The organism is Pseudonocardia endophytica (genome assembly GCF_004339565.1).
Classification (GTDB): Bacteria; Actinomycetota; Actinomycetes; order Mycobacteriales; family Pseudonocardiaceae; genus Pseudonocardia; species Pseudonocardia endophytica.
Genome location: NZ_SMFZ01000001.1, coordinates 3,766,135 through 3,785,510, shown reverse-complemented (window position 1 = coordinate 3,785,510; position 19,376 = coordinate 3,766,135). Strand labels below are relative to the sequence as shown.

Sequence of the window (19,376 nt, the reverse complement as noted above, 5' to 3'; positions counted from 1 at the left end):
GTACCGCCGTTGCTCAACTGGTTCCACGGTCGTCGCCGGCAGTCCACGGACGCGGTGTCGAGCACCAGGCGGTCCGCGGCCGGCCGGCCCTCGGGCCGACCTCTGTCCAGCAGTTCCTGCCAGGGTACGCAGCCCGTTTCGAGGGGGTCAAACCAGGTCCCGGCACGGCCCGGAAGCGGGTCGTTGGTCCGACCGGGAGAGCGGTGCCCCGCCCGGACCAGCAGGTAACACGGACTGCTAGCGTTCCGAGAGCGCTGGTGCACGTCCATCGGCCACCCCGACGCCGCACGACCCACACCGCCCCCGCCGTGGGGTGGGGACACGGGCATGCGTACCTTCCTACGCACAACTGTGGACAACTCTGGGGATGCGTTCGGCTGCCCCGGTTCCGGGCACGTCAGGACCGAGGAGGCGAAACGTCGCGGACGAGGTCGAGCCGGGAGGGGGACCGCGGATGACCGACCAGCCGGGCGACCTGGGCGCGGTGTGGAACCGGGTCATCGCCGACCTCTCCGGGGCATCCGCCGAGTCCGGTTCCGCCGCGCTCTCGCCGCAGCAGCGGGCGTTCCTCCGTCTGACCCGTCCTCTCGGTCTGCTCGACGGCACCGCGTTGCTGGCCGCGCCGAGCGAGTTCGCCAAGGACGCGATCGAGCGCATCCTGCGCCGTCCGATCAGCGACGCCCTGGGGCGGCATCTCGGTGTGTCGGTCAACCTCGCCGTCGTCGTGGACGCCTCCGCCGCGTCCGGCGGGACCGAGGTCCCGGATCCGCCGGGCTTCGGCACGCCGCGCTCTCCGGTCGCGCAGGCAGCCGGGCAGACGTCGGTCTCCGGGACCGCGTCGCGGGGCGAGCGGGACGGCACCACGCTCGCGGACGACCAGACGGCACCGGCGTCTCCGGATCCCGCCACCGACGGCACTGCGGACGACGAGCCGCGACCCGGCCACGTCGAACCGGCCCCGGAGCCCGTCCCCGCCACGGCGGGCCCCGCGGACGACGACGCGAGCCGCGCGCCGACGGCATGGCCCGCCTACACCGCTCCCCAGGCCGGTGACCCCGTGGCGCCGCGGTCACAGACCCGGCTCAACGAGCGGTACACGTTCGACACGTTCGTCATCGGCGCGTCGAACCGCTTCAGCCACGCCGCGGCGGTCGCCGTGTCCGAGGCGCCGGCCCGTGCGTACAACCCGCTGTTCATCTGGGGCGAGTCCGGGCTGGGCAAGACCCACCTGCTGCACGCCGTCGGGCACTACGCCCAGCGACTGTTCCCCGGGATGCGGGTCCGGTACGTCAGTACCGAGGAGTTCACGAACGACTTCATCAACTCGCTGCGCGACGACCGCAAGGTCGCGTTCCAGCGGCGCTACCGCGACGTCGACGTCCTGCTCGTCGACGACATCCAGTTCCTGGAGGGCAAGGAAGGAACCCAGGAGGAGTTCTTCCACACCTTCAACACGCTGCACAACGCGAACAAGCAGATCGTCGTGTCCTCTGACCGGCCGCCGAAGCGCCTGGAGACGCTCGAGGACCGGATGCGCACGCGGTTCGAGTGGGGCCTGATCACCGACATCCAGCCGCCCGAGCTCGAGACGCGGATCGCGATCCTGCGCAAGAAGGCGGCCCAGGAGCGGCTCGCCGTCCCCGGTGAGGTCCTGGAGTTCATCGCGGAGCGGATCGAGCGCAACATCCGCGAGCTGGAGGGCGCGCTGATCCGGGTCACGGCGTTCGCGTCGTTGAACCGGCAGTCGGTGGACACCCAGCTCGCCGAGATCGTGCTGCGCGATCTCATCCCGGACTCGGCCGCCTCCGAGATCACCGCCCCGACGATCATGGCCGTCACGGCCGAGTTCTTCGGCGTGACGCTGGAGGACCTGTCCGGTCCAGGGAAGACCAAGGCGCTCGCCCAGGCCCGCCAGATCGCCATGTATCTGTGCCGCGAGCTGACCGACCTGTCGCTGCCGCGGATCGGCCAGACGTTCGGCGGCCGCGACCACACCACCGTCATGCACGCCGACAAGAAGATCCGCAACGAGATCTCGCTCCGGCGCAAGACGTTCGAGCAGGTGCAGGAGCTCACCGCGCGGATCAAGCTCCGCGCGCGCCACTGAGCGATCACTTCACCCCGCACCGGGGCCGGTTGTCCACCGGTCACCCCGGAACATCCACAGGTCACGGCGACGATGCGGGGCCTCCGACGCGGTCACCGGGCGCGATCCGGGGCGACCCGCGGCACCCACAGGTGCATCACCGTCTCCGTGCCGCGTGCGGCCGCTCGCGACGACGGCCGTGTGGGTCGTCGACCGGATCCGGGGAGCGATCGGAGTCCCCATCGGGGAGAGATCGACATCGAGCGCGTGTCGCTCCCGGACGATTCGCTCGGCGTGCGGTAAAGGCCGTTCGGCGCACCGCCCGCCGTCGTCATGATCGACGACGGCGCCGCCCGATCACTCAGGGTGTCGATTCTTGTGACGGATGTGGCCATTGTGGGTCTGGATGCACCGGTGACGCGCGGCGAACCGCGCCGTCGTCATCACCCAGGGTGGACAGCTCGACACGCTTCCACCCACATCTGGGGACAACTCTGTGGATGGTCGCGCCCGGGCCCGTGGACGAACGGGGGCGGATCGGTGGACAACTCGCTTACGTCCCCGGGACGGAACCGGGACAGATCCGGCCTGCCGGCGTCCGTCCACGTCCCGGCGAGGTTGCTCACCGGCCGTCCCACGACGATGTCCCCAGTCGACGCGGCCTGCTGAGCAGCGCAGACGTCGTGCATCCACACGGTGCACACCACCTATGTCTACTACTGGTTTTCTCTCTATCTCTTTCTTCAAGAAGTTCAGGCACGTGGATGGGGGACGCGGGCACGTCCCGATCGGGCACGCACCGTCAGACGAACGACGCTCCGGGGCGACGTGGAAACTGTCGGCCGGAGCCTCTACCGTGAGGCCTCCGACGAGCCGGGGTCCGCGACCGCCGAACCTCCGAGTCGTCTCTGGTCCGTCCGATCGAGGTCCGTGGCCCGGGTGTTACCCGGGCCGGCGCGTCCCGGTCCGGCACGCCTACTCCGGAAGGAACTGGCCGCGATGAAGTTCCGCGTCGAACGCGACGTCCTGGCGGACGCCGCAGCCTGGGTGGCACGCAGCCTTCCCGCGCGGCCGCCGGTCCCGGTGCTGGGCGGTGTGCTGATCCAGTCCGACTCCGGCGAGTCCGGCGAGCGCCTGACGGTCTCCGGGTTCGACTACGAGACGTCCGCCCGTGTGGAGCTCGATGCGACCGTCGGCGAGCCCGGCCGGATGCTCGTCTCGGGCCGGCTGCTGGCCGACATCACGCGCGCCCTGCCGTCGAAGCCGGTCGACCTGGTGGTCGACGGGGCCCGCGCCACGATCAACTGCGGCAACAGCCGCTTCAGCCTCCCGACGATGCCGGTCGAGGACTACCCGCAGCTGCCGGACATGCCCCAGCGCGCGGGCTCGGTCGCGGCCGACGCCTTGGCCGGGGCCGTCGCCCAGGTCGCCGTCGCGGCCGGCCGGGACGACACGCTGCCGATGCTCACCGGCATCCGGCTGGAGATCGAGGGCTCGCAGCTGACGCTCGCGGCGACCGACCGGTTCCGGCTGGCCGTCCGCGAGCTGGAGTGGGTCCCGGAGGACCCGGAGATCTCCACCGCGGTCCTGATACCGGCGCGCACGCTGGCCGAGGTGGCGAAGACGCTCTCCGGCGCCGGCACGGTCGAGATCGCGCTGTCCTCCGGCGACGGCATGCTCGGGCTCACCGGTGGTGGCCGCCGGTCCACGAGCCGGCTGCTGGACGCGGAGTTCCCGCGCTTCCGCCAGCTCATCCCGACCGAGCAGACCACGGCCGCCGAGCTGGAGGTCGCCGCGCTCGTCGAGGCGATCAAGCGCGTGTCGCTGGTGGCGGACCGGGTCGCCCAGATCCGGCTGGAGTTCGGCGAGGACGGGCTGCGCCTGGCCGCCGGCGGGGACGACGTCGGCAGCGCCGAGGAGGAGCTCCCCTGCGCGCTCGACGGCAACCCGCTGACGATCGCGTTCAACCCCGGCTACCTGCTGGACTCGCTCGGGGCGCTGCACACCGAGCGCGCCCAGTTGACGTTCACCACGCCGAACCGGCCCGCGCTGGTCCGGCCGGTCCCGCCACCGTCCACCGAGGACGACGGCGCGGCTCCCGCTCCGGAGAAGTCCGGGTACCTGCACCTGCTGATGCCGGTGCGCCTGCCCGGCTGACGCCTCTGGCGACCCGCTCCTGCTCCCGGCCGCGCGCGCCGTCCGGGAGGCGGCCAGACTGTCGCGCGGAACCGTTGCGACGGAAGGAGCCTCTCGTGCAGATCGGCCTGATCGGTCTCGGCCGGATGGGCGGCAACATGCGGGACCGGCTGCGGGCAGCCGGGCACGAGGTCGTCGGGTACGACCCGCGGCCCGAGGTCGCCGACGTCGGATCGCTCGACGAGCTGGCCGCGGCGCTCTCCGCACCCCGCGTGGTCTGGGTGATGGTCCCGTCCGGCGACCCGACCCGGGACACCGTCCGGACCCTGTCCGAGACGCTCTCGTCGGGTGACCTCGTGATCGACGGCGGCAACTCGCGCTACACCGACGACGCGCCGAACGCCGAGCTGCTCGCCGCGAAGGGGATCGGCTACGTCGACTGCGGCGTGTCCGGCGGGATCTGGGGCAAGGACAACGGCTACGGCCTGATGGCGGGCGGGTCCGACGAGCACATCGCCCTGGCGATGCCGATCTTCGACGCGCTGCGTCCCGAGGGTCCGCGCGAGGAGGGCTTCGCGCACGCCGGCCCGGTCGGCGCAGGCCACTTCTCGAAGATGGTGCACAACGGCATCGAGTACGGCCTGATGCAGGCCTACGCCGAGGGTTTCGAGCTGATGCGGGCCAGCGAGCTGGTCACCGACGTGCCGGGCGTGATCCAGGCGTGGTCGCGCGGCACGGTCGTGCGGTCCTGGCTGCTGGACCTGCTGGTCAACGCGCTGCGCGACGACCCGGACCTCTCCGAGCTGGAGGGCTACGTCGACGACTCCGGAGAGGGCCGTTGGACGATCGAGGAGGCGATCCGGCACGCGGTGCCGCTGCCGGTGATCTCGGCGGCGCTCTACGCGCGGTTCGCCTCGCGCCAGGACGAGTCGCCCGCGATGAAGGCGGTCGCGGCGCTGCGCCACCAGTTCGGTGGGCACGCGGTCAAGTCGTCCGGACCGACCGGAGCACCGGGGGACAAGGCCGGCCCCACGTCCGGTACCGGTTCGACGCAGGGCTGACGGCACGGCGTGCACCTGCGGCGCTTCTCGATCACCGACTTCCGGTCGTGGCCCGAGGCCGAGCTCGAGCTCGATCCCGGCGTCACCGTGCTGGTCGGGTCGAACGGTGCGGGCAAGACGAACCTCGTCGAGGGTGTCGGCTATCTGGCCTCGCTCGGCTCGCACCGGGTCGCGTCGGATGCCCCGCTCGTCCGGCGCGGTGCCGCGAAGGCGGTCGTCCGCGGTGAGGTGATCCACCACGGACGGCAGCTCGCGGTCGAACTGGAGATCAACTCGTCCGGATCGAACCGGGCGCGAGTGAACCGCTCACCGGTGTCCCGCCCGCGCGAGGTGCTCGGCATCCTGCGCAGCGTGCTGTTCGCCCCGGAGGACCTCGCGCTGGTGCGGGGCGATCCGGGGGAGCGCAGGCGTTTCCTCGACGACCTGCTCGTCGCCCGGTACCCGCGCTACGAGGGGGTGCGCTCGGACTACGACCGCGTGCTCAAACAGCGCTCGGCGCTGCTGAAGTCCGCGCGCGGGCTGCGCGGCGGGCCACGGAGCCGTCCGTCCGCTGCGTCTACGTCGGACGAGCCGGACGACGTCGCCACGCTCGAGGTCTGGGACGGTCACCTGGCCCGCCACGGGGCGGCGCTGCTGGCCGGCAGGCGGGAGCTCGTCGTGGCGCTGGCCCCGCACGCCAGAGAGGCGTTCGCCGGGATCGCCCCGACCTCCGACGAGATCGGGCTGGACTACCGCAGCAGCATCGGCACCGACGGGGTCGCGGACCTGCCGTCGGAGCCTGCGGAGCTGGAGGAGCTGCTGCTGCGCAGGCTCGCCGAGGTCCGTCGCCAGGAGATCGAGCGCGGCGTGTGCCTGGTCGGTCCGCACCGCGACGAGCTGGAGCTCGCACTCGGCGAGGGACCGGCCAAGGGCTATGCGAGCCACGGGGAGTCGTGGGCGTTCGCGCTCGCGCTGCGGCTCGCGTCGTACCGGCTGCTGCGGGCCGACGACGTCGAGCCGGTGCTCGTGCTCGACGACGTGTTCGCCGAGCTCGACGCGAAGCGCAGGCGCGCGCTGGCCGGTCTGGTCGGCGAGGCGGAACAGGTGCTGGTCACCGCAGCCGTGGCCGAGGACGTGCCGACCGAGCTCGACGGCGTCCGGTTCCAGGTCGGCGACGGCGAGGTCCGGCGGGCGTACACGGACGCACCGGCTGACGACGAACCCGACGACCAACCCGACGACCAACCCGACGACGGACCCGACGACGAGGAACCCGACCACGAGCTTCCCGATCACGCCGCGGCGGGTCACGACGGAGCAACGACGACCTGGGGACAGGCCTGTGGATAGTGTGGACAACCCCGAGCCGTCCGGTGATCGACGCCGGACGCGCGGCCGAGCCGCCGGTCACCGGCCCGACGGAGACGGTGACGCGTCCGCGTCGGTCCCCACCCCTGGGGACGGACGCGGGCGGCCTCCGGGTAACGGGGAGGACACGGCTGCCCGCCGTTCCGGTGACACGGAGGGGAACGACACCTCCGGACAGGGCGAAGCGCCCGGCGAGAGCACCGGTCTGCGCGGACCGGACCTGGCGCGGGACGCGTTGCGCGCGGCGCGCGAGGCCTCGGCCGCGAAAGCCGCGGAACGTGCCGAGGAGCGCTCGCCCAAGCTGCGGGTCGTCTCCGGGAGGGGCAGCCGCAGGCGCTGGTCGTCGGCGGGCCCCGACGACCGGGACCCGCAGCCGTTCGGCCGCGTCGTGTCCCGCGTGTCGATGGACCGCGGCTGGTCGTCGCGGCTCACCGACGCCACCGTGCTCGGCCGCTGGCCGCAGCTCGTCGGCCCGGACGTGGCGGACCACTGCACGCCGATCTCGCTGCGCGACGGGGAGCTGACCCTGCAGGCCGAGTCCACCGCGTGGGCCACCCAGCTGCGGACGCTGCAGCGCCAGCTGTTGACCCGGCTGTCCGCCGCGGTCGGTCCGGACGTGGTACGCCGGATCCGGGTGGTCGCCCCGAGCGGCCCGAGCTGGCGGCACGGTCCACGGCACGTGCGCGGCCGCGGGCCGCGGGACACGTACGGCTGACGGTCCGCCCCGGAGTGCGAACGGTCGGGGAGGGTCGGTAGCCGGACAGTTGCGGCGACGAGGCGTAGAAGTCACGTCAGGGCGAGATGACGCCGCCGGAGCGTCCGTGGACCCCCTTCACGAACGGCCGGACCCGGTCCGGCCGACGTTCGCCCGTCAGTGACGCTTCTGGGCGGGTCCTTGCCGCGTTCCTGTCGGGGGCGACGGGTAGAATGAACTCGTGTCCCCGGGGGCTGTTCCTGCACCCGGGTCGTTGCCGGTGGGCGTGCGTCACTGATCGCACCACCGGCTCGCATGGCGAGGAGAACCGGAGACTCGTGGCTGCTGCGCAGAGCTCGAACGCATACGGCGCGTCGTCGATCACCGTTCTGAAGGGTCTTGAGGCCGTCCGCAAGCGGCCGGGCATGTACATCGGCTCCACGGGTGAGCGCGGTCTGCACCACCTGATCTGGGAGGTCGTGGACAACTCCGTCGACGAGGCGATGGCCGGGTACGCGTCGCGCGTCGAGGTCACGCTGCTCGCCGACGGCGGGATCCGGGTCGTGGACGACGGCCGCGGCATCCCGGTCGAGATGCACCCGGTGGAGAAGAAGCCGACGCTCGAGGTCGTCCTGACGAGCCTGCACGCGGGCGGCAAGTTCGACGACAAGTCCTACGCCGTCTCCGGTGGACTGCACGGCGTCGGCGTCTCCGTGGTGAACGCGCTGTCCACGGCACTCGAGGTCGAGGTGCACGTCGGCGGCAAGATCTGGAAGCAGCGCTACGACCACGCGAAGCCCGGCGAGCTGATCGAGGCCGGCACCACGAAGAAGACCGGCACCACGATCACGTACTGGGCCGATCCCAAGGTCTTCGAGACGACGTCGTACACGCTGGAGACGATCCGTCGCCGCCTGCAGGAGCAGACGTTCCTGAACAAGGGCCTGACGATGATCCTGCGCGACGAGCGCCTGCCGGAGCGGCCGGAGGGATCCGGCCCCGGCGAGCAGGACGAGGCCGTCGACGACGCGATCCGTCCCGAGGACTCCGAGGGCGAGGCGGACGCCGAAGGCTACGTCGCGAAGGTCAAGGAGTACGTCTTCCACTACCCGAACGGGCTGGAGGACTTCATCGCGCACCTCAACAAGTCGAAGGACCCGATCCACCGCAAGATCGTTTCCTACAGCGGTGAGGGTCCCGGCCACCAGGTCGAGGTCGCGATGCAGTGGAACTCCGGCTACACGGAGTCGGTCTACACGTTCGCGAACACGATCAACACGCACGAGGGCGGCACGCACGAGGAGGGCTTCCGGCACGCGCTGACCGCGACGGTCAACAAGTACGCGCGGGACAAGAAGCTGATCAAGGAGAAGGACCCGGCGCTGAACGGGGACGACATCCGCGAGGGTCTCGCTGCGATCGTGTCGGTGAAGATCTCCGAGCCGCAGTTCGAGGGCCAGACGAAGACGAAGCTCGGCAACACCGAGGTGAAGTCGTTCGTCCAGCGGATCAGCAACGAGTGGCTGGCCGACTGGTTCGAGCGGAACCCCACCGAGGCCAGGACGATCGTGAACAAGGCCGTCTCCTCGGCGCAGGCGCGGCTGGCCGCCCGCCGGGCGCGCGAGCTCGTCCGGCGCAAGAGCGCGGGCGACATCGGCGGCCTGCCCGGCAAGCTGTCCGACTGCCGGTCCACCGACCCGGAGAAGACCGAGCTCTACATCGTGGAGGGCGACTCCGCGGGTGGCTCGGCCAAGTCCGGCCGGGACTCGATGTTCCAGGCGATCCTGCCGATCCGCGGCAAGATCATCAACGTCGAGAAGGCCCGGATCGACCGTGTCCTCAAGAACACCGAGGTCCAGTCGATCATCACGGCGATGGGCACCGGCATCCACGACGACTTCGACCTCGCGAAGCTCCGGTACCACAAGCTGGTGCTGATGGCCGACGCCGACGTCGACGGCCAGCACATCCGCACGCTGCTGCTCACGCTGCTGTTCCGGTTCATGCGGCCGCTCGTCGAGCACGGGCACGTGTACCTCGCCGCCCCGCCGCTCTACAAGATCAAGTGGGGCGGCCGGAACTCGGAACCGGAGTACGCCTACTCCGACCGCGAGCGCGACGGCCTGATCGCCGCCGGCCGCGAGGCGGGCAAGAAGCTGCCCAAGGAAGAGGGCGTGCAGCGGTACAAGGGCCTCGGGGAGATGAACCCCAAGGAGCTGTGGGAGACCACGATGGATCCGGCCAACCGCCTGCTCTACCAGGTCAGCCTGGACGACGCGGCGACCGCGGACGAGCTGTTCTCCGTGCTCATGGGTGAGGACGTGGAGTCCCGCCGCTCGTTCATCACCCGCAACGCCAAGGACGTGCGCTTCCTGGACGTCTGATCCATACGACTGATCCAGACGAACGTATGAACTTCCTCGAGGGGATTCCGTGACAGACACTCTGGACCCGACCGCGCCCGCCACGGGCGACGGTGGGGAGGGCGGCGGCCGGGTCGAGCCGGTCGACATCCAGCAGGAGATGCAGCGCTCCTACATCGACTACGCGATGAGCGTGATCGTCGGGCGCGCGTTGCCGCTGGTGGAGGACGGGCTCAAGCCGGTGCACCGGCGCGTCCTGTTCTCGATGGGCGAGAACGGCTTCCGGCCGGACCGCTCCTACGTGAAGTGCGCCCGCGTCGTCGGCGACGTGATGGGCAACTACCACCCGCACGGCGACTCGGCGATCTACGACGCGCTGGTGCGCATGGCCCAGCCGTGGTCCATGCGCTACCCGTTGATCGACGGGCAGGGCAACTTCGGCTCGCGCGGCAACGACCCGGCGGCCGCCATGCGGTACACGGAGTGCCGGCTGTCCCCGCTCGCGATGGCGATGCTGCAGGACATCGACGAGGAGACCGTCGACTTCGCCGACAACTACGACGGCAAGACCCTCGAGCCCGAGGTCCTCCCGTCGCGGGTGCCGAACCTGCTGATCAACGGCAGCGCCGGGATCGCGGTCGGGATGGCGACCAACATCCCGCCGCACAACCTGCGCGAGGTCGGGGACGGCGTCGTCTGGTGCCTGGACAACCCCGAGGCGAGCGACGAGGAGCTCCTCGAGGCGTGCATGGCCCGGATCAAGGGCCCGGACTTCCCGACGTACGGCCTGATCGTCGGCCGGGACGGCATCGAGTCCGCCTACCGGACCGGGCGCGGCTCGGTGCGGATGCGGTCCGTCGTCGAGGTCGAGGAGGACGCCAAGGGGCGGACCACCCTCGTCGTCACCGAGCTGCCATACATGGTCAACCCGGACAACGTGATCGAGTCGATCGCGATGATGGTGCGCGACGGCAAGATCGCCGGCATCTCCGAGATCGTCGACGAGTCGTCGGACCGGATCGGGATGCGGATCGTGATCACGCTGAAGCGGGACGCGGTCGCCAAGGTCGTGCTGAACAACCTGTACAAGCACACGCAGCTGCAGCACAGCTTCGGCGTGAACATGCTGTCGATCGTCGACGGCGTGCCGCGCACGCTGAGGCTCGACCAGATGATCCGGCACTACGTCCGGCACCAGATCGACGTGATCGTCCGCCGGACGCGCTACCGGCTGCGCAAGGCCGAGGAGCGGGCCCACATCCTGCGCGGTCTGGTCAAGGCGTTGGACGCGCTCGACGAGGTCATCGCGCTGATCAGGGCGTCCGAGACGGTCGACGTCGCCAGGGCCGGCCTGATCGACCTGCTGGACGTCGACGAGATCCAGGCCCAGGCGATCCTGGACATGCAGCTGCGGCGCCTCGCCGCGCTGGAGCGCCAGAAGATCATCGACGAGCTGGCAGAGCTCGAGACCTACATCGCCGACCTGAACGACATCCTGGAGCGCCCGGAGCGGCAGCGCCAGATCGTCCGCGACGAGCTCACCGAGATCGTCGAGAAGCACGGCGACGACCGTCGGACGCAGCTGGTCGGGTACGACGGCGACGTCGCCGACGAGGACCTCATCGCCGTCGAGGACGTGGTCGTCACGATCACCGAGACCGGCTACGCGAAGCGCACGAAGACCGACCTGTACCGGGCGCAGAAGCGCGGCGGCAAGGGCGTGCAGGGCGCGGCCCTGAAGCAGGACGACATCGTCGCCCACTTCTTCGTCTGCTCCACGCACGACTGGATGCTGTTCTTCACGAACAAGGGCCGGGTCTACCGGCTCAAGGCCTACGAGCTGCCGGAGGCCAACCGGACGGCCCGCGGTCAGCACCTGGCGAACCTCCTGGCGTTGCAGCCGGAGGAGGAGATCGCCCAGGTCATGCAGATCAAGGACTACCAGGCGCGCCCGTATCTCGTCCTCGCGACGAAGACCGGCCTGGTGAAGAAGTCGCGCCTGTCCGACTTCGACTCCAACCGGACCGGCGGCCTGATCGGCATCAACCTGCGCGACGACGACGAGCTGGTCGGCGCCGTCCTCTGCTCCGCGGAGGACGACCTGTTGCTCGTCTCGGCCGAGGGCCAGTCGATCCGGTTCACCGCGACCGACGAGGCGCTGCGCCCGATGGGCCGGGCGACCTCCGGTGTGCTGGGTATGCGCTTCAACTCCGGTGACAAGCTGCTGGCGCTCGGCGTGATCCGGTCGGACACCTATCTTCTGGTCGCGACGGCCGGTGGCTACGCGAAGCGGACACCGATCGAGGACTACCCGGTGCAGGGCCGTGGCGGGAAGGGAGTGTTGACGCTCCAGTACGACCGCCGTCGTGGCACGCTGGTCGGCGCGCTCATCGTCGGGATCGACGACGAGCTGTACGCCATCACCTCGACCGGTGGGGTCATCCGGACCTCGGCGCGGGAGGTGCGCAAGGCCGGCCGGCAGACGAAGGGGGTCCGCCTGATGAACCTGGGCGAGAACTCGACCCTCAATGCGGTCGCGCGCAATGCGGAGGAGACTGCCGAGGACCCGGGTCAGCAGGCCTGACCCGGAGCCGACGATCGAGGAGAGCGCCAGCTCGTGAGCAGCAACGACAGCACCCGGCCCGAGGACGACGGGCGGACCGTGGCGACCGACGCGGATCGTGCCGAGCAGTCGTCGCCACCGGGGCCGGATGCCGCCGCGGAGGACGCGACGGGCGCGGGCGGCGAGTCCGCGGCCGCGCGCCCGTCGCCCGTCCCACGTCCGGCGAGCCCGGACGCGCGCTGGGAGGCGCAGGCGGAGGGGGAGACCTCGGACGCCGGGGCGGCCAACGGGTCGTCGTCCGCCCCGTCCGCCTCGACGCCGGCCTCCTCGACCCCGTCCCCAGCGACGGCCGAACCAGCGGCCGCTGCGGCGAGCTCCACGCCCCAGGCCGAGGGCCCGCCACCGTGGCGGCGTGTCCCGGGCGACCAGCCCGCCCCGGAGGAGCCGGAGCGCCCGACGGTCGCCGACTCGCTGCTCAGTGAGGCTCCGACGACGTTCCTGACCGGTCCCCGGGGCGCCTCGGCGGAGGCCGAGCCCGCCGCGGGAGGCACCGCGGTCGCGACCGAGGAGCAGCCGGGCGGGGACACCAACGGGCGTGCTCCCTCCTCCGGGGTGCGTCCGTCGGCCCGCAACCGCCCGCCGCGCCAGGCTCTGCTGCAGCTCAAGCGACTGGACCCGTGGTCGGTGCTGAAGATGGCTCTGGCGCTGGCCGTCGTGCTGTTCCTGGTGTGGATGGTCGCGGCCGGCGTGCTGTACGGGATCCTCGGCGGCATGGGCGTCTGGGACCGCCTGAACGGCACCTACGCCGACCTGGTCACCGGCCAGGCCCAGGACTCCGGATCACTGATCAGTGCGGGCCGGGTGTTCCTGCTCGCCGCCGTCGTCGGAGCGATCAACAGCCTGCTGTTCGCGGTCGCGCTGACGATCGGAGCGTTCGTCTACAACGTGGCCGCCGACCTGGTCGGCGGCATCGAGGTCACGCTCTCCGAGCGCGACTAACCCGCTGGCGGGGGTGACCAGGGCGTGTTGTACCGTGGTCACCGCTGCACGGGCCTATAGCTCAGACGGTTAGAGCGCATCGCTGATAACGATGAGGTCGGTGGTTCAAGTCCACCTAGGCCCACCCTTCCCGCCGGGACTGCAGAGGATGGTCATCCGATGAAGAAGCTGATCGCACTCGTGGCCGTCGCCGGTGCGGCGTTCCTGGCCTACAACAAGTTCCGCGGCGTCGGCTCCGACGACCTGTGGCACGAGGCCACCACCCGCTGAATGCCTCGCTCGGGTAGCGTCCTGGGCGTCTCGGGGACGTAGCTCAATTGGCAGAGCACCGCCTTTGCAAGGCGGGGGTTAGGGGTTCGATTCCCCTCGTCTCCACCACTGCTGACCTGCATGGTTAGCAATTGCAACGGATCTTCCGGCAGTGTGATGGCAGCCACGATGGCATCCAGTACCGTCGAGCTGTGGCCAAGAACTCGCCGAACCGACGCCAGCAGGGCATGGTGCGGAAGCGCGGGAACTCGTTCCAGGTGATCGTCTACGCGGGGATCGACCCGGTCACGGGGCGTAAACTCCACCTCCGCGGCTCCAGCACCGACGAGGCCGAGGCGAACCGCATCCTGAGGAAGCTCGTCGCCCAGGTGAACGCGCAGCGGCACGCGAAAACTCGAGCGTCGCTGCAGACGACGATCGAGGCGTGGCTCGATACACACGAGCTCGCGGAAAGTACCCGCGAGACGTACGTCGAGTACGCCGCCAACCACATCTACCCAGCACTTGGACCTGAGCCGCTGGGACGCACTACAACCCACGTCCTTGAGCGCTTCTACGCCGAACTTCGCCGTTGCTCGCGGCGCTGCGATGGTCGACCCGCTGTCGACCATCGGCTCGACGGTCCGCATGAGTGTCGGGAGGTCCGACACAAGCGGCCGCCCGGTCGTCCGCCGGCCGCTGGCTACCCGCCCCACGACTGCGCGGAGAAGGCCTGTCGTGTCATCGAATGTCAGCCTCATACGTGTCGGCCGCTAGCTGTAGTGCCCATCCACGTTGTTGACGGCGTGGTGGCTTGAAATCGGGGAGACCTCCGGGCGGGGTGTGAGTTGTCGACGCTCACCCCGAACCACCCGGAGGTCTCAGTGGCCCACCGTAATGCCCGCCTCACCGTGCATGGGCGCATGCTGCTCGTCGAGCGTGTCCGCTCGGGTCGACCGGTCGCCCACGTCGCCGCCGAGCTCGGTGTTTCCCGTGCCACCGGCTACAAGTGGTGGGGCCGCTACCGCCGCGAAGGCCCGGCCGGCCTGGCCGATCGATCGAGCCGCCCGCACCGGGTCCCGGCCCGCACCAGCGCCCCACTCGAAACCTTGATCGTGGGGCTGCGCCGCGAGCGCAAGCTCGGCCCGCACCGCATCGGGCCGCTGGTCGGGCTCGCCGCCTCGACCGTGCACGCCGTGCTGGTCCGCCGCGGGCTGTCCCGGCTGGCCTGGGTGGACCGCCCCACCGGGCAGGTGATCCGCCGCTACGAACGCGACCGGCCCGGCGAGCTCGTCCATGTCGATGTGAAGAAACTCGGCCGACTCCGCGACGGCGGCGGCTGGCGCGCGCATGGCCGCGACAGCCTCGAACACCGTCGGGCTCGCTACGGGTCTCGGGTCGGGTTCGACTACATCCACGCCGCGATCGACGACCACACCCGCCTGGCCTACGCCGAGGTCCACCTCGACGAGCAGGCCGCCACCTGCGCCGCGTTCCTGCGCCGCGCCGCGGCCTGGTTCGCCGCCCACGGCATCGCCCGGGTCGAGCGGGTGATGACCGACAACGCCCTGGTCTACCGCCGCTCGGCGGCCTGGCGCGACGCCCTGGCCGAGCTCGGCGCCCAGGCCCGGTTCACCCGCCGCTACCGGCCCCAGACCAATGGCAAGGCCGAGCGGTTCAACCGGACCATGCTCGACGAGTGGGCCTACCAGCGCCCGTTCGCCAGCAACGCCGAACGAGCAGCGCAGCTCCCGGCCTGGCTCCACACCTACAATCACCACCGTAGCCACACCGCGCTCGGCGGCCACCCACCCATCACCCGCGTCAACAACCCTGCTGGGACTTACAGCTAGCGCCGGCGACCGTGAGAAAGATCCACTTCATCATCCGCGGCTCGCTCGCCGCGGCTGTGCGGTGGGAGTGGATAACAGGCAACCCGGCTGAGACCGCTCGGATACCTGGGCTTCCTACCCCCGACCCTGATCCACCGTCGTCGCAGGAGGCCGCTGCGCTCGTGAACGCGGCGTGGGATGAGGGAGCTGACTGGGGCACGTTGGTGTGGCTCCTCTTGGTAACCGGGGTGCGGCGCGCCGAGCTGCTTGCCCTTCGTTGGTCTGATGTCGACTTCGAGAGTGCGAAGCTCTTCGTGCGCCGTAACCACGTTCGTGTCACCGGCAAGAGCATCGAGAAGGACACGAAGACCCATCGCACGCGCCGCCTATCTCTCGACGACGCAACCGTCGAGCTCTTGAGCGAGCATCGCCAGCGCTATGAGGCGCGGTGCAGGGAAGTTGGAGTAGAACCAGTCAGCTCCTCTTACCTCTTCTCTTATTCCCCGGCCAACGATCGGCCGTGCGACCCGAGTGGCATCACGCATAGGTACGGCCGCATGTGTGAGCGGCTCGGCATCGACAGCCATCCGCACGCACTCCGGCACTACTCAGCGACCGAGCTGCTATCCGCCGGCGTAGACCTGCGAACAGTCGCAGGCCGGCTAGGCCACGGCGGCGGCGCGACCACACTCCGCGTCTACACGGCGTGGATCGACAACAGCGATCGGCGGGCAGACAACATCCTCAGTGGACGTCTTCGGCGACCTAACGCCAACGGACGCTAAGACTACTCCCGACTTTGCTGGCCCGGGTCGTTGGAGTCATCGCCAGCAATCTTCCTGATGCCGGCTCGGGATTGTCTCGATGCTTCTGCGCTGGAGAGTGCGTCTGAGAACCCCGGCACAGAGCGCATGCGGCCTAAGAACTCGTCTACAGCCACTTCGATGGTGTGCTGCAGGTTCGATGTTCCGATGAACTGGGCCGCCATCCCGAGCTCGAAGCGTTCGCGGGCCGAGAGCCTGAAGCCGCTCGGGGTGCCGCGGTCAGGGCTTGGCTTCGGACCACGCCGACCCTGACGTGCCTCGTCCGGCACTCTCGCACCCCGCCTGGTCATGTGAGAAACTAAGTTTCATAGTTTCCCATACACGTGCGGAGAGTCCAAGTGCGCGAAGAGCCCAGAACTCTGGCCGGCGCTGTTCTTGCAGCTCAAGCGGCTCAGCATGAGGTCATGTCGATCAAGGGGCTGCGTGAGGCCGCACGGGCTGTCTGCCAGGCAGCTGCAGATCAGAACTGCCAGGTCGTTGTCGCTGCAAGCGGCAACGCCTCACCCCTAGTTGGCGCGACGTTGATCATGGCCGATGGGGACTTGCAGTCGATCGAGGAAGCTGAAGCCGCCGACTGCGGGATACTTGTCGTAGAGACAGTCGCGGTTACACATGCAAATGTGGACACTTGTGTAAATGAACTGACCGCCGCTGGATTCCGGACCGTGAAGCGGTTTGTTTATCGAGATTTCGCAGTTACGTTAAGCGAAGACGTCCTGCATCTAGAAGAGCAGACGACTATGGCCGTGCAATAGCCCGAGCTGCTTCTAGGGCCGAGGCAGCTTGGACGAAGTCAGATGGACTGTCGCCAGCCACCCGGGCGTCCAACGCCTTGATCTCTTCACCGCAACGGTGCCCCGTCTGCTTACCGTTCAGTAGGTGAACATTCTCGGTCTTCTCTCTTGCTGCTGCGAGGACGCTTCCTTCCGTTCGAAACCGAGTCTTCCGCGTCGTCGTGTCACCGCCTTGGCGGCCGTCGTCCGCCTCTCGAAGAACGAATGCCGATATCGGCGATCGAAGACCAGCTAGAAAAGTACGGAACGACTGCGCCAGCTCAAACTGCTGCTCGACGGGAGAAGTCCCCGTCGTGGCACGATGGGACCACGTTGTTGGAGGACCGACGAGCTCTGTTGAGTGGCAGAGCCAGATAACTGGGCACGATTTGCTTGTCCGTACGGCTACTCCGATGTACACCACCAGAGTATGATACAGGTATTTGCAGGAGGTGACAGGAGTCCTGACGAGCCTACCGCCAAGTCAACTTTTCGATGATCGCTACGTGTTGCTGAAGAAGCTTGGATCTGGTCAATTCGGCGAAGTCTGGGAAGCGCTTGACACCCATAGGGGTCATGTCGTGGCGCTCAAGCTACTGAATCAGGGAAGCGCGCCTGATGCGGCGTGGCACGAGGCTACCCGCCTTACCCAGTTGTCAAGCCCCTACATCGTAGGTATCAACAACGCCTCGAAAGCCATCGACGTACCGTATATCGACACGGAGTACGTCTCGGGCGGCACGGTGGCAGACGCTGTAGCACCGCACGGTGTAAAGCCTGCGCGAGCTATCAAGTGGATTCGTCAAATCTGTACTGCGGTGGGCCTGTGTCACTCACGGCGAGTGCTACACCGAGATATCCGACCTGACAACATGTTTATTCTGGAAACAGATGATGTGCAGCTCGGGGATTTTGGGATCGCGGCGATCATGGATCAGAACGGTTCTGCCTCAGCATACGGCCACCCCGACGCGAAGGCTCCCGAGGTTAGATGGGGGTACCCGACCAATGAGTGCACCGAAGTCTGGTCTATAGGCGCTTCTTTGTTTATGTCACTTACTGGTCGACTACCCCATCGCGACGGCGCTCACAAGGTAGTGGATGACGTACGCGACGTCAGTCCCCATGTAAGCCGCCGGCTCGCAATGAGCGTAAGGAGAGCACTCGACAACGATGCAGCCTCGCGATTCCAAACTGTCAACGACCTCAACGCCGATCTAGCTGGTGTCCAACGAGGTAAGCGAGACTTCTGCGAGATCGCTCCACATTCAAGCCACGAGCGTTGTTGGATCGGCGATCCCGTTGCAAGCGGCAAAGCAATATATGTCTGCTCTGAGGCGCTATCAGGGCGGCGACAAAGGCTGCGTGCAACATATACGGCGACCGGTCGTCGCCTTAGCGGCGAGATGGATTTTGAGGTATCAAAGTCCGCTACCCTGACCCAGCTACGAAAGCTGTTTGACCAACTGCGCTGAAAGATGGCACGGTTGGTGAGCGAATATTGGGTTACGACTCTAAAGACAGTATGCCCTCAATTTCTGAACAAGCGATCGCCTGCTTGCGGCCGATCATCTTCTGAGCGAAAAGTACTCCGGCGTTGTGCGGCTCCTGGCCAGAATGACTAGCGGAAGCGTCAGTGACCAGCCAAGGGCGAATCCCAAGCTCGAACGCGTCGACGGCCGTCTTGAGTACGCAGACCTCGGTGTCGATCCCGCAGACGAACATGTCGGTCCATGCCTGCTCGTCCGCTAGGGCGAGTCCTTCATCGCTGAACATCGTATAGACCCTCTTATCGACGACAGCGGTGGCATGACGGGTGAGATCGGCCAGTTCATCGACAGCTGCGGCCAGCGCTCCTATATGGCGACTACGAGGATATGTGCCTCGCGGGCGCCGCATTCGGGGCAGGCGCCGGGCAGAGTCCGGCGTTGGCGAGGATGGCGCGCGCTGTCGGGGTCGCGGTGTCCTTGTCGATCGCGAACCCCGCACGACGTCGAGCTCACCCTGCCGAGCATGCTGGCCGCGACGCAACCGACACTGGTCTACGTCACGTGAGTGCGATCGGCGGAGGGTCGTTCCAGTTCAGATGTCGATGGCGTCTGCCGTCCGTCCGACGATCGTCCACTGTGGTGCTAATGGCAGCCGCGATGGCAGCGAGTCAGACCGAACGGATGCCACCACAGACAGTCCAGACAGCCTGAGGTTCACGTTGACCTGCTGTGTACACCCCACCGGCGACGAACCCCCGCCTTTGCAAGGCGGGGGTTAGGGGTTCGTTTCCCCTCGTCTCCACTCATCTGACCTGGGACTATGAAGTCTGCTTGATCGTAGAATGATCGTTTGGCACTGAGTTGCTCCGCCTGTCGTGGGGCATGACGAGCGCCGCCGGACGGACTCAGTGATCCGGATGACGCAGGCGCGATCCGGCTCGGGACAATCACCGTCGTGG

At 68.5% G+C, this 19,376-nt stretch carries 14 protein-coding genes, 2 tRNA genes and 1 pseudogene; 16 read left to right on the top strand and 1 reads right to left on the bottom strand.

What is annotated here, in order from left to right; all coding sequences use genetic code 11:
• Positions 1–454: 454 nt before the first annotated feature.
• The 16 genes and pseudogenes from dnaA to EV378_RS17495 all read left to right on the top strand — a co-directional run bounded on the left by dnaA (position 455) and on the right by EV378_RS17495 (position 18,402).
• Positions 455–2,107 carry a chromosomal replication initiator protein DnaA gene (dnaA, locus tag EV378_RS17565; protein WP_132426750.1) on the top strand — a complete coding sequence of 551 codons (1,653 nt, stop codon included), beginning with the start codon at positions 455–457 and terminating at the stop codon, positions 2,105–2,107.
• Between the two features lie 978 nt (positions 2,108–3,085).
• The gene (gene dnaN / locus EV378_RS17560) at positions 3,086–4,243 is read left to right on the top strand and encodes a DNA polymerase III subunit beta (RefSeq protein ID WP_132426747.1); all 1,158 of its coding nucleotides are present in this window, start codon (positions 3,086–3,088) and stop codon (positions 4,241–4,243) included.
• A 95-nt stretch (positions 4,244–4,338) separates the two neighbouring features.
• A complete protein-coding gene (gene gnd, locus EV378_RS17555) occupies positions 4,339–5,283 on the top strand; it encodes a phosphogluconate dehydrogenase (NAD(+)-dependent, decarboxylating) (RefSeq protein WP_132426744.1) in 945 nt (314 codons plus the stop codon).
• 9 nt (positions 5,284–5,292) lie between these two features.
• Positions 5,293–6,453: pseudogene (gene recF / locus EV378_RS17550) on the top strand (DNA replication/repair protein RecF); the annotation flags it as partial.
• Positions 6,454–6,865: 412 nt separating this feature from the next.
• Entirely contained in the window at positions 6,866–7,345 is a 480-nt protein-coding gene (locus EV378_RS17545; RefSeq protein WP_341540432.1) for a DciA family protein, read from the top strand.
• 317 nt (positions 7,346–7,662) lie between these two features.
• Positions 7,663–9,708, top strand: coding sequence for a DNA topoisomerase (ATP-hydrolyzing) subunit B (gene gyrB / locus EV378_RS17540; RefSeq protein WP_243653521.1), 2,046 nt, complete (start codon positions 7,663–7,665; stop codon positions 9,706–9,708).
• 49 nt (positions 9,709–9,757) lie between these two features.
• Positions 9,758–12,271: a DNA gyrase subunit A gene (gene gyrA / locus EV378_RS17535; RefSeq protein ID WP_132426735.1), complete on the top strand. Its 2,514-nt coding sequence runs from the start codon at positions 9,758–9,760 to the stop codon at positions 12,269–12,271.
• 33 nt (positions 12,272–12,304) lie between these two features.
• Positions 12,305–13,249: a DUF3566 domain-containing protein gene (locus EV378_RS36915; RefSeq protein WP_341540431.1), complete on the top strand. Its 945-nt coding sequence runs from the start codon at positions 12,305–12,307 to the stop codon at positions 13,247–13,249.
• Between the two features lie 50 nt (positions 13,250–13,299).
• Positions 13,300–13,373 (top strand) — tRNA-Ile (locus EV378_RS17525).
• A 35-nt stretch (positions 13,374–13,408) separates the two neighbouring features.
• Complete coding sequence (locus EV378_RS36370; protein ID WP_243653520.1) at positions 13,409–13,519, top strand: DLW-39 family protein; 111 nt, start codon at positions 13,409–13,411, stop codon at positions 13,517–13,519.
• Between the two features lie 32 nt (positions 13,520–13,551).
• Positions 13,552–13,627, top strand: a tRNA-Ala gene (locus tag EV378_RS17520).
• Between the two features lie 83 nt (positions 13,628–13,710).
• Positions 13,711–14,316, top strand: coding sequence for a hypothetical protein (locus tag EV378_RS17515; protein ID WP_207908697.1), 606 nt, complete (start codon positions 13,711–13,713; stop codon positions 14,314–14,316).
• A gap of 66 nt (positions 14,317–14,382) precedes the next feature.
• Positions 14,383–15,351 carry an IS481 family transposase gene (locus tag EV378_RS17510; protein ID WP_132428060.1) on the top strand — a complete coding sequence of 323 codons (969 nt, stop codon included), beginning with the start codon at positions 14,383–14,385 and terminating at the stop codon, positions 15,349–15,351.
• Positions 15,352–15,362: 11 nt separating this feature from the next.
• Positions 15,363–16,115, top strand: coding sequence for a site-specific integrase (locus EV378_RS17505; protein ID WP_132426732.1), 753 nt, complete (start codon positions 15,363–15,365; stop codon positions 16,113–16,115).
• 443 nt (positions 16,116–16,558) lie between these two features.
• The gene (locus EV378_RS17500; RefSeq protein WP_132426729.1) at positions 16,559–16,909 is read left to right on the top strand and encodes a hypothetical protein; all 351 of its coding nucleotides are present in this window, start codon (positions 16,559–16,561) and stop codon (positions 16,907–16,909) included.
• A 524-nt stretch (positions 16,910–17,433) separates the two neighbouring features.
• Complete coding sequence (locus tag EV378_RS17495) at positions 17,434–18,402, top strand: serine/threonine-protein kinase (RefSeq protein ID WP_165922321.1); 969 nt, start codon at positions 17,434–17,436, stop codon at positions 18,400–18,402.
• Positions 18,403–18,433: 31 nt separating this feature from the next.
• On the opposite strand, the gene EV378_RS17490 is transcribed toward EV378_RS17495, so the two are convergent.
• Entirely contained in the window at positions 18,434–18,826 is a 393-nt protein-coding gene (locus EV378_RS17490) for an isochorismatase family protein (RefSeq protein ID WP_132426723.1), read from the bottom strand.
• Positions 18,827–19,376: the final 550 nt, after the last annotated feature.

Excerpts from the sequence above, each read along its gene's own strand:
- dnaA (WP_132426750.1), top strand. The coding sequence starts at position 455 with ATGACCGACCAGCCGGGCGACCTGGGCGCGGTGTGGAACCGGGTCATC.
- dnaN (WP_132426747.1), top strand. The coding sequence starts at position 3,086 with ATGAAGTTCCGCGTCGAACGCGACGTCCTGGCGGACGCCGCAGCCTGG.
- EV378_RS36370 (WP_243653520.1), top strand. The coding sequence starts at position 13,409 with ATGAAGAAGCTGATCGCACTCGTGGCCGTCGCCGGTGCGGCGTTCCTG.
- EV378_RS17500 (WP_132426729.1), top strand. The coding sequence starts at position 16,559 with ATGTCGATCAAGGGGCTGCGTGAGGCCGCACGGGCTGTCTGCCAGGCA.
- EV378_RS17490 (WP_132426723.1), bottom strand. The coding sequence starts at position 18,826 with ATGCGGCGCCCGCGAGGCACATATCCTCGTAGTCGCCATATAGGAGCG.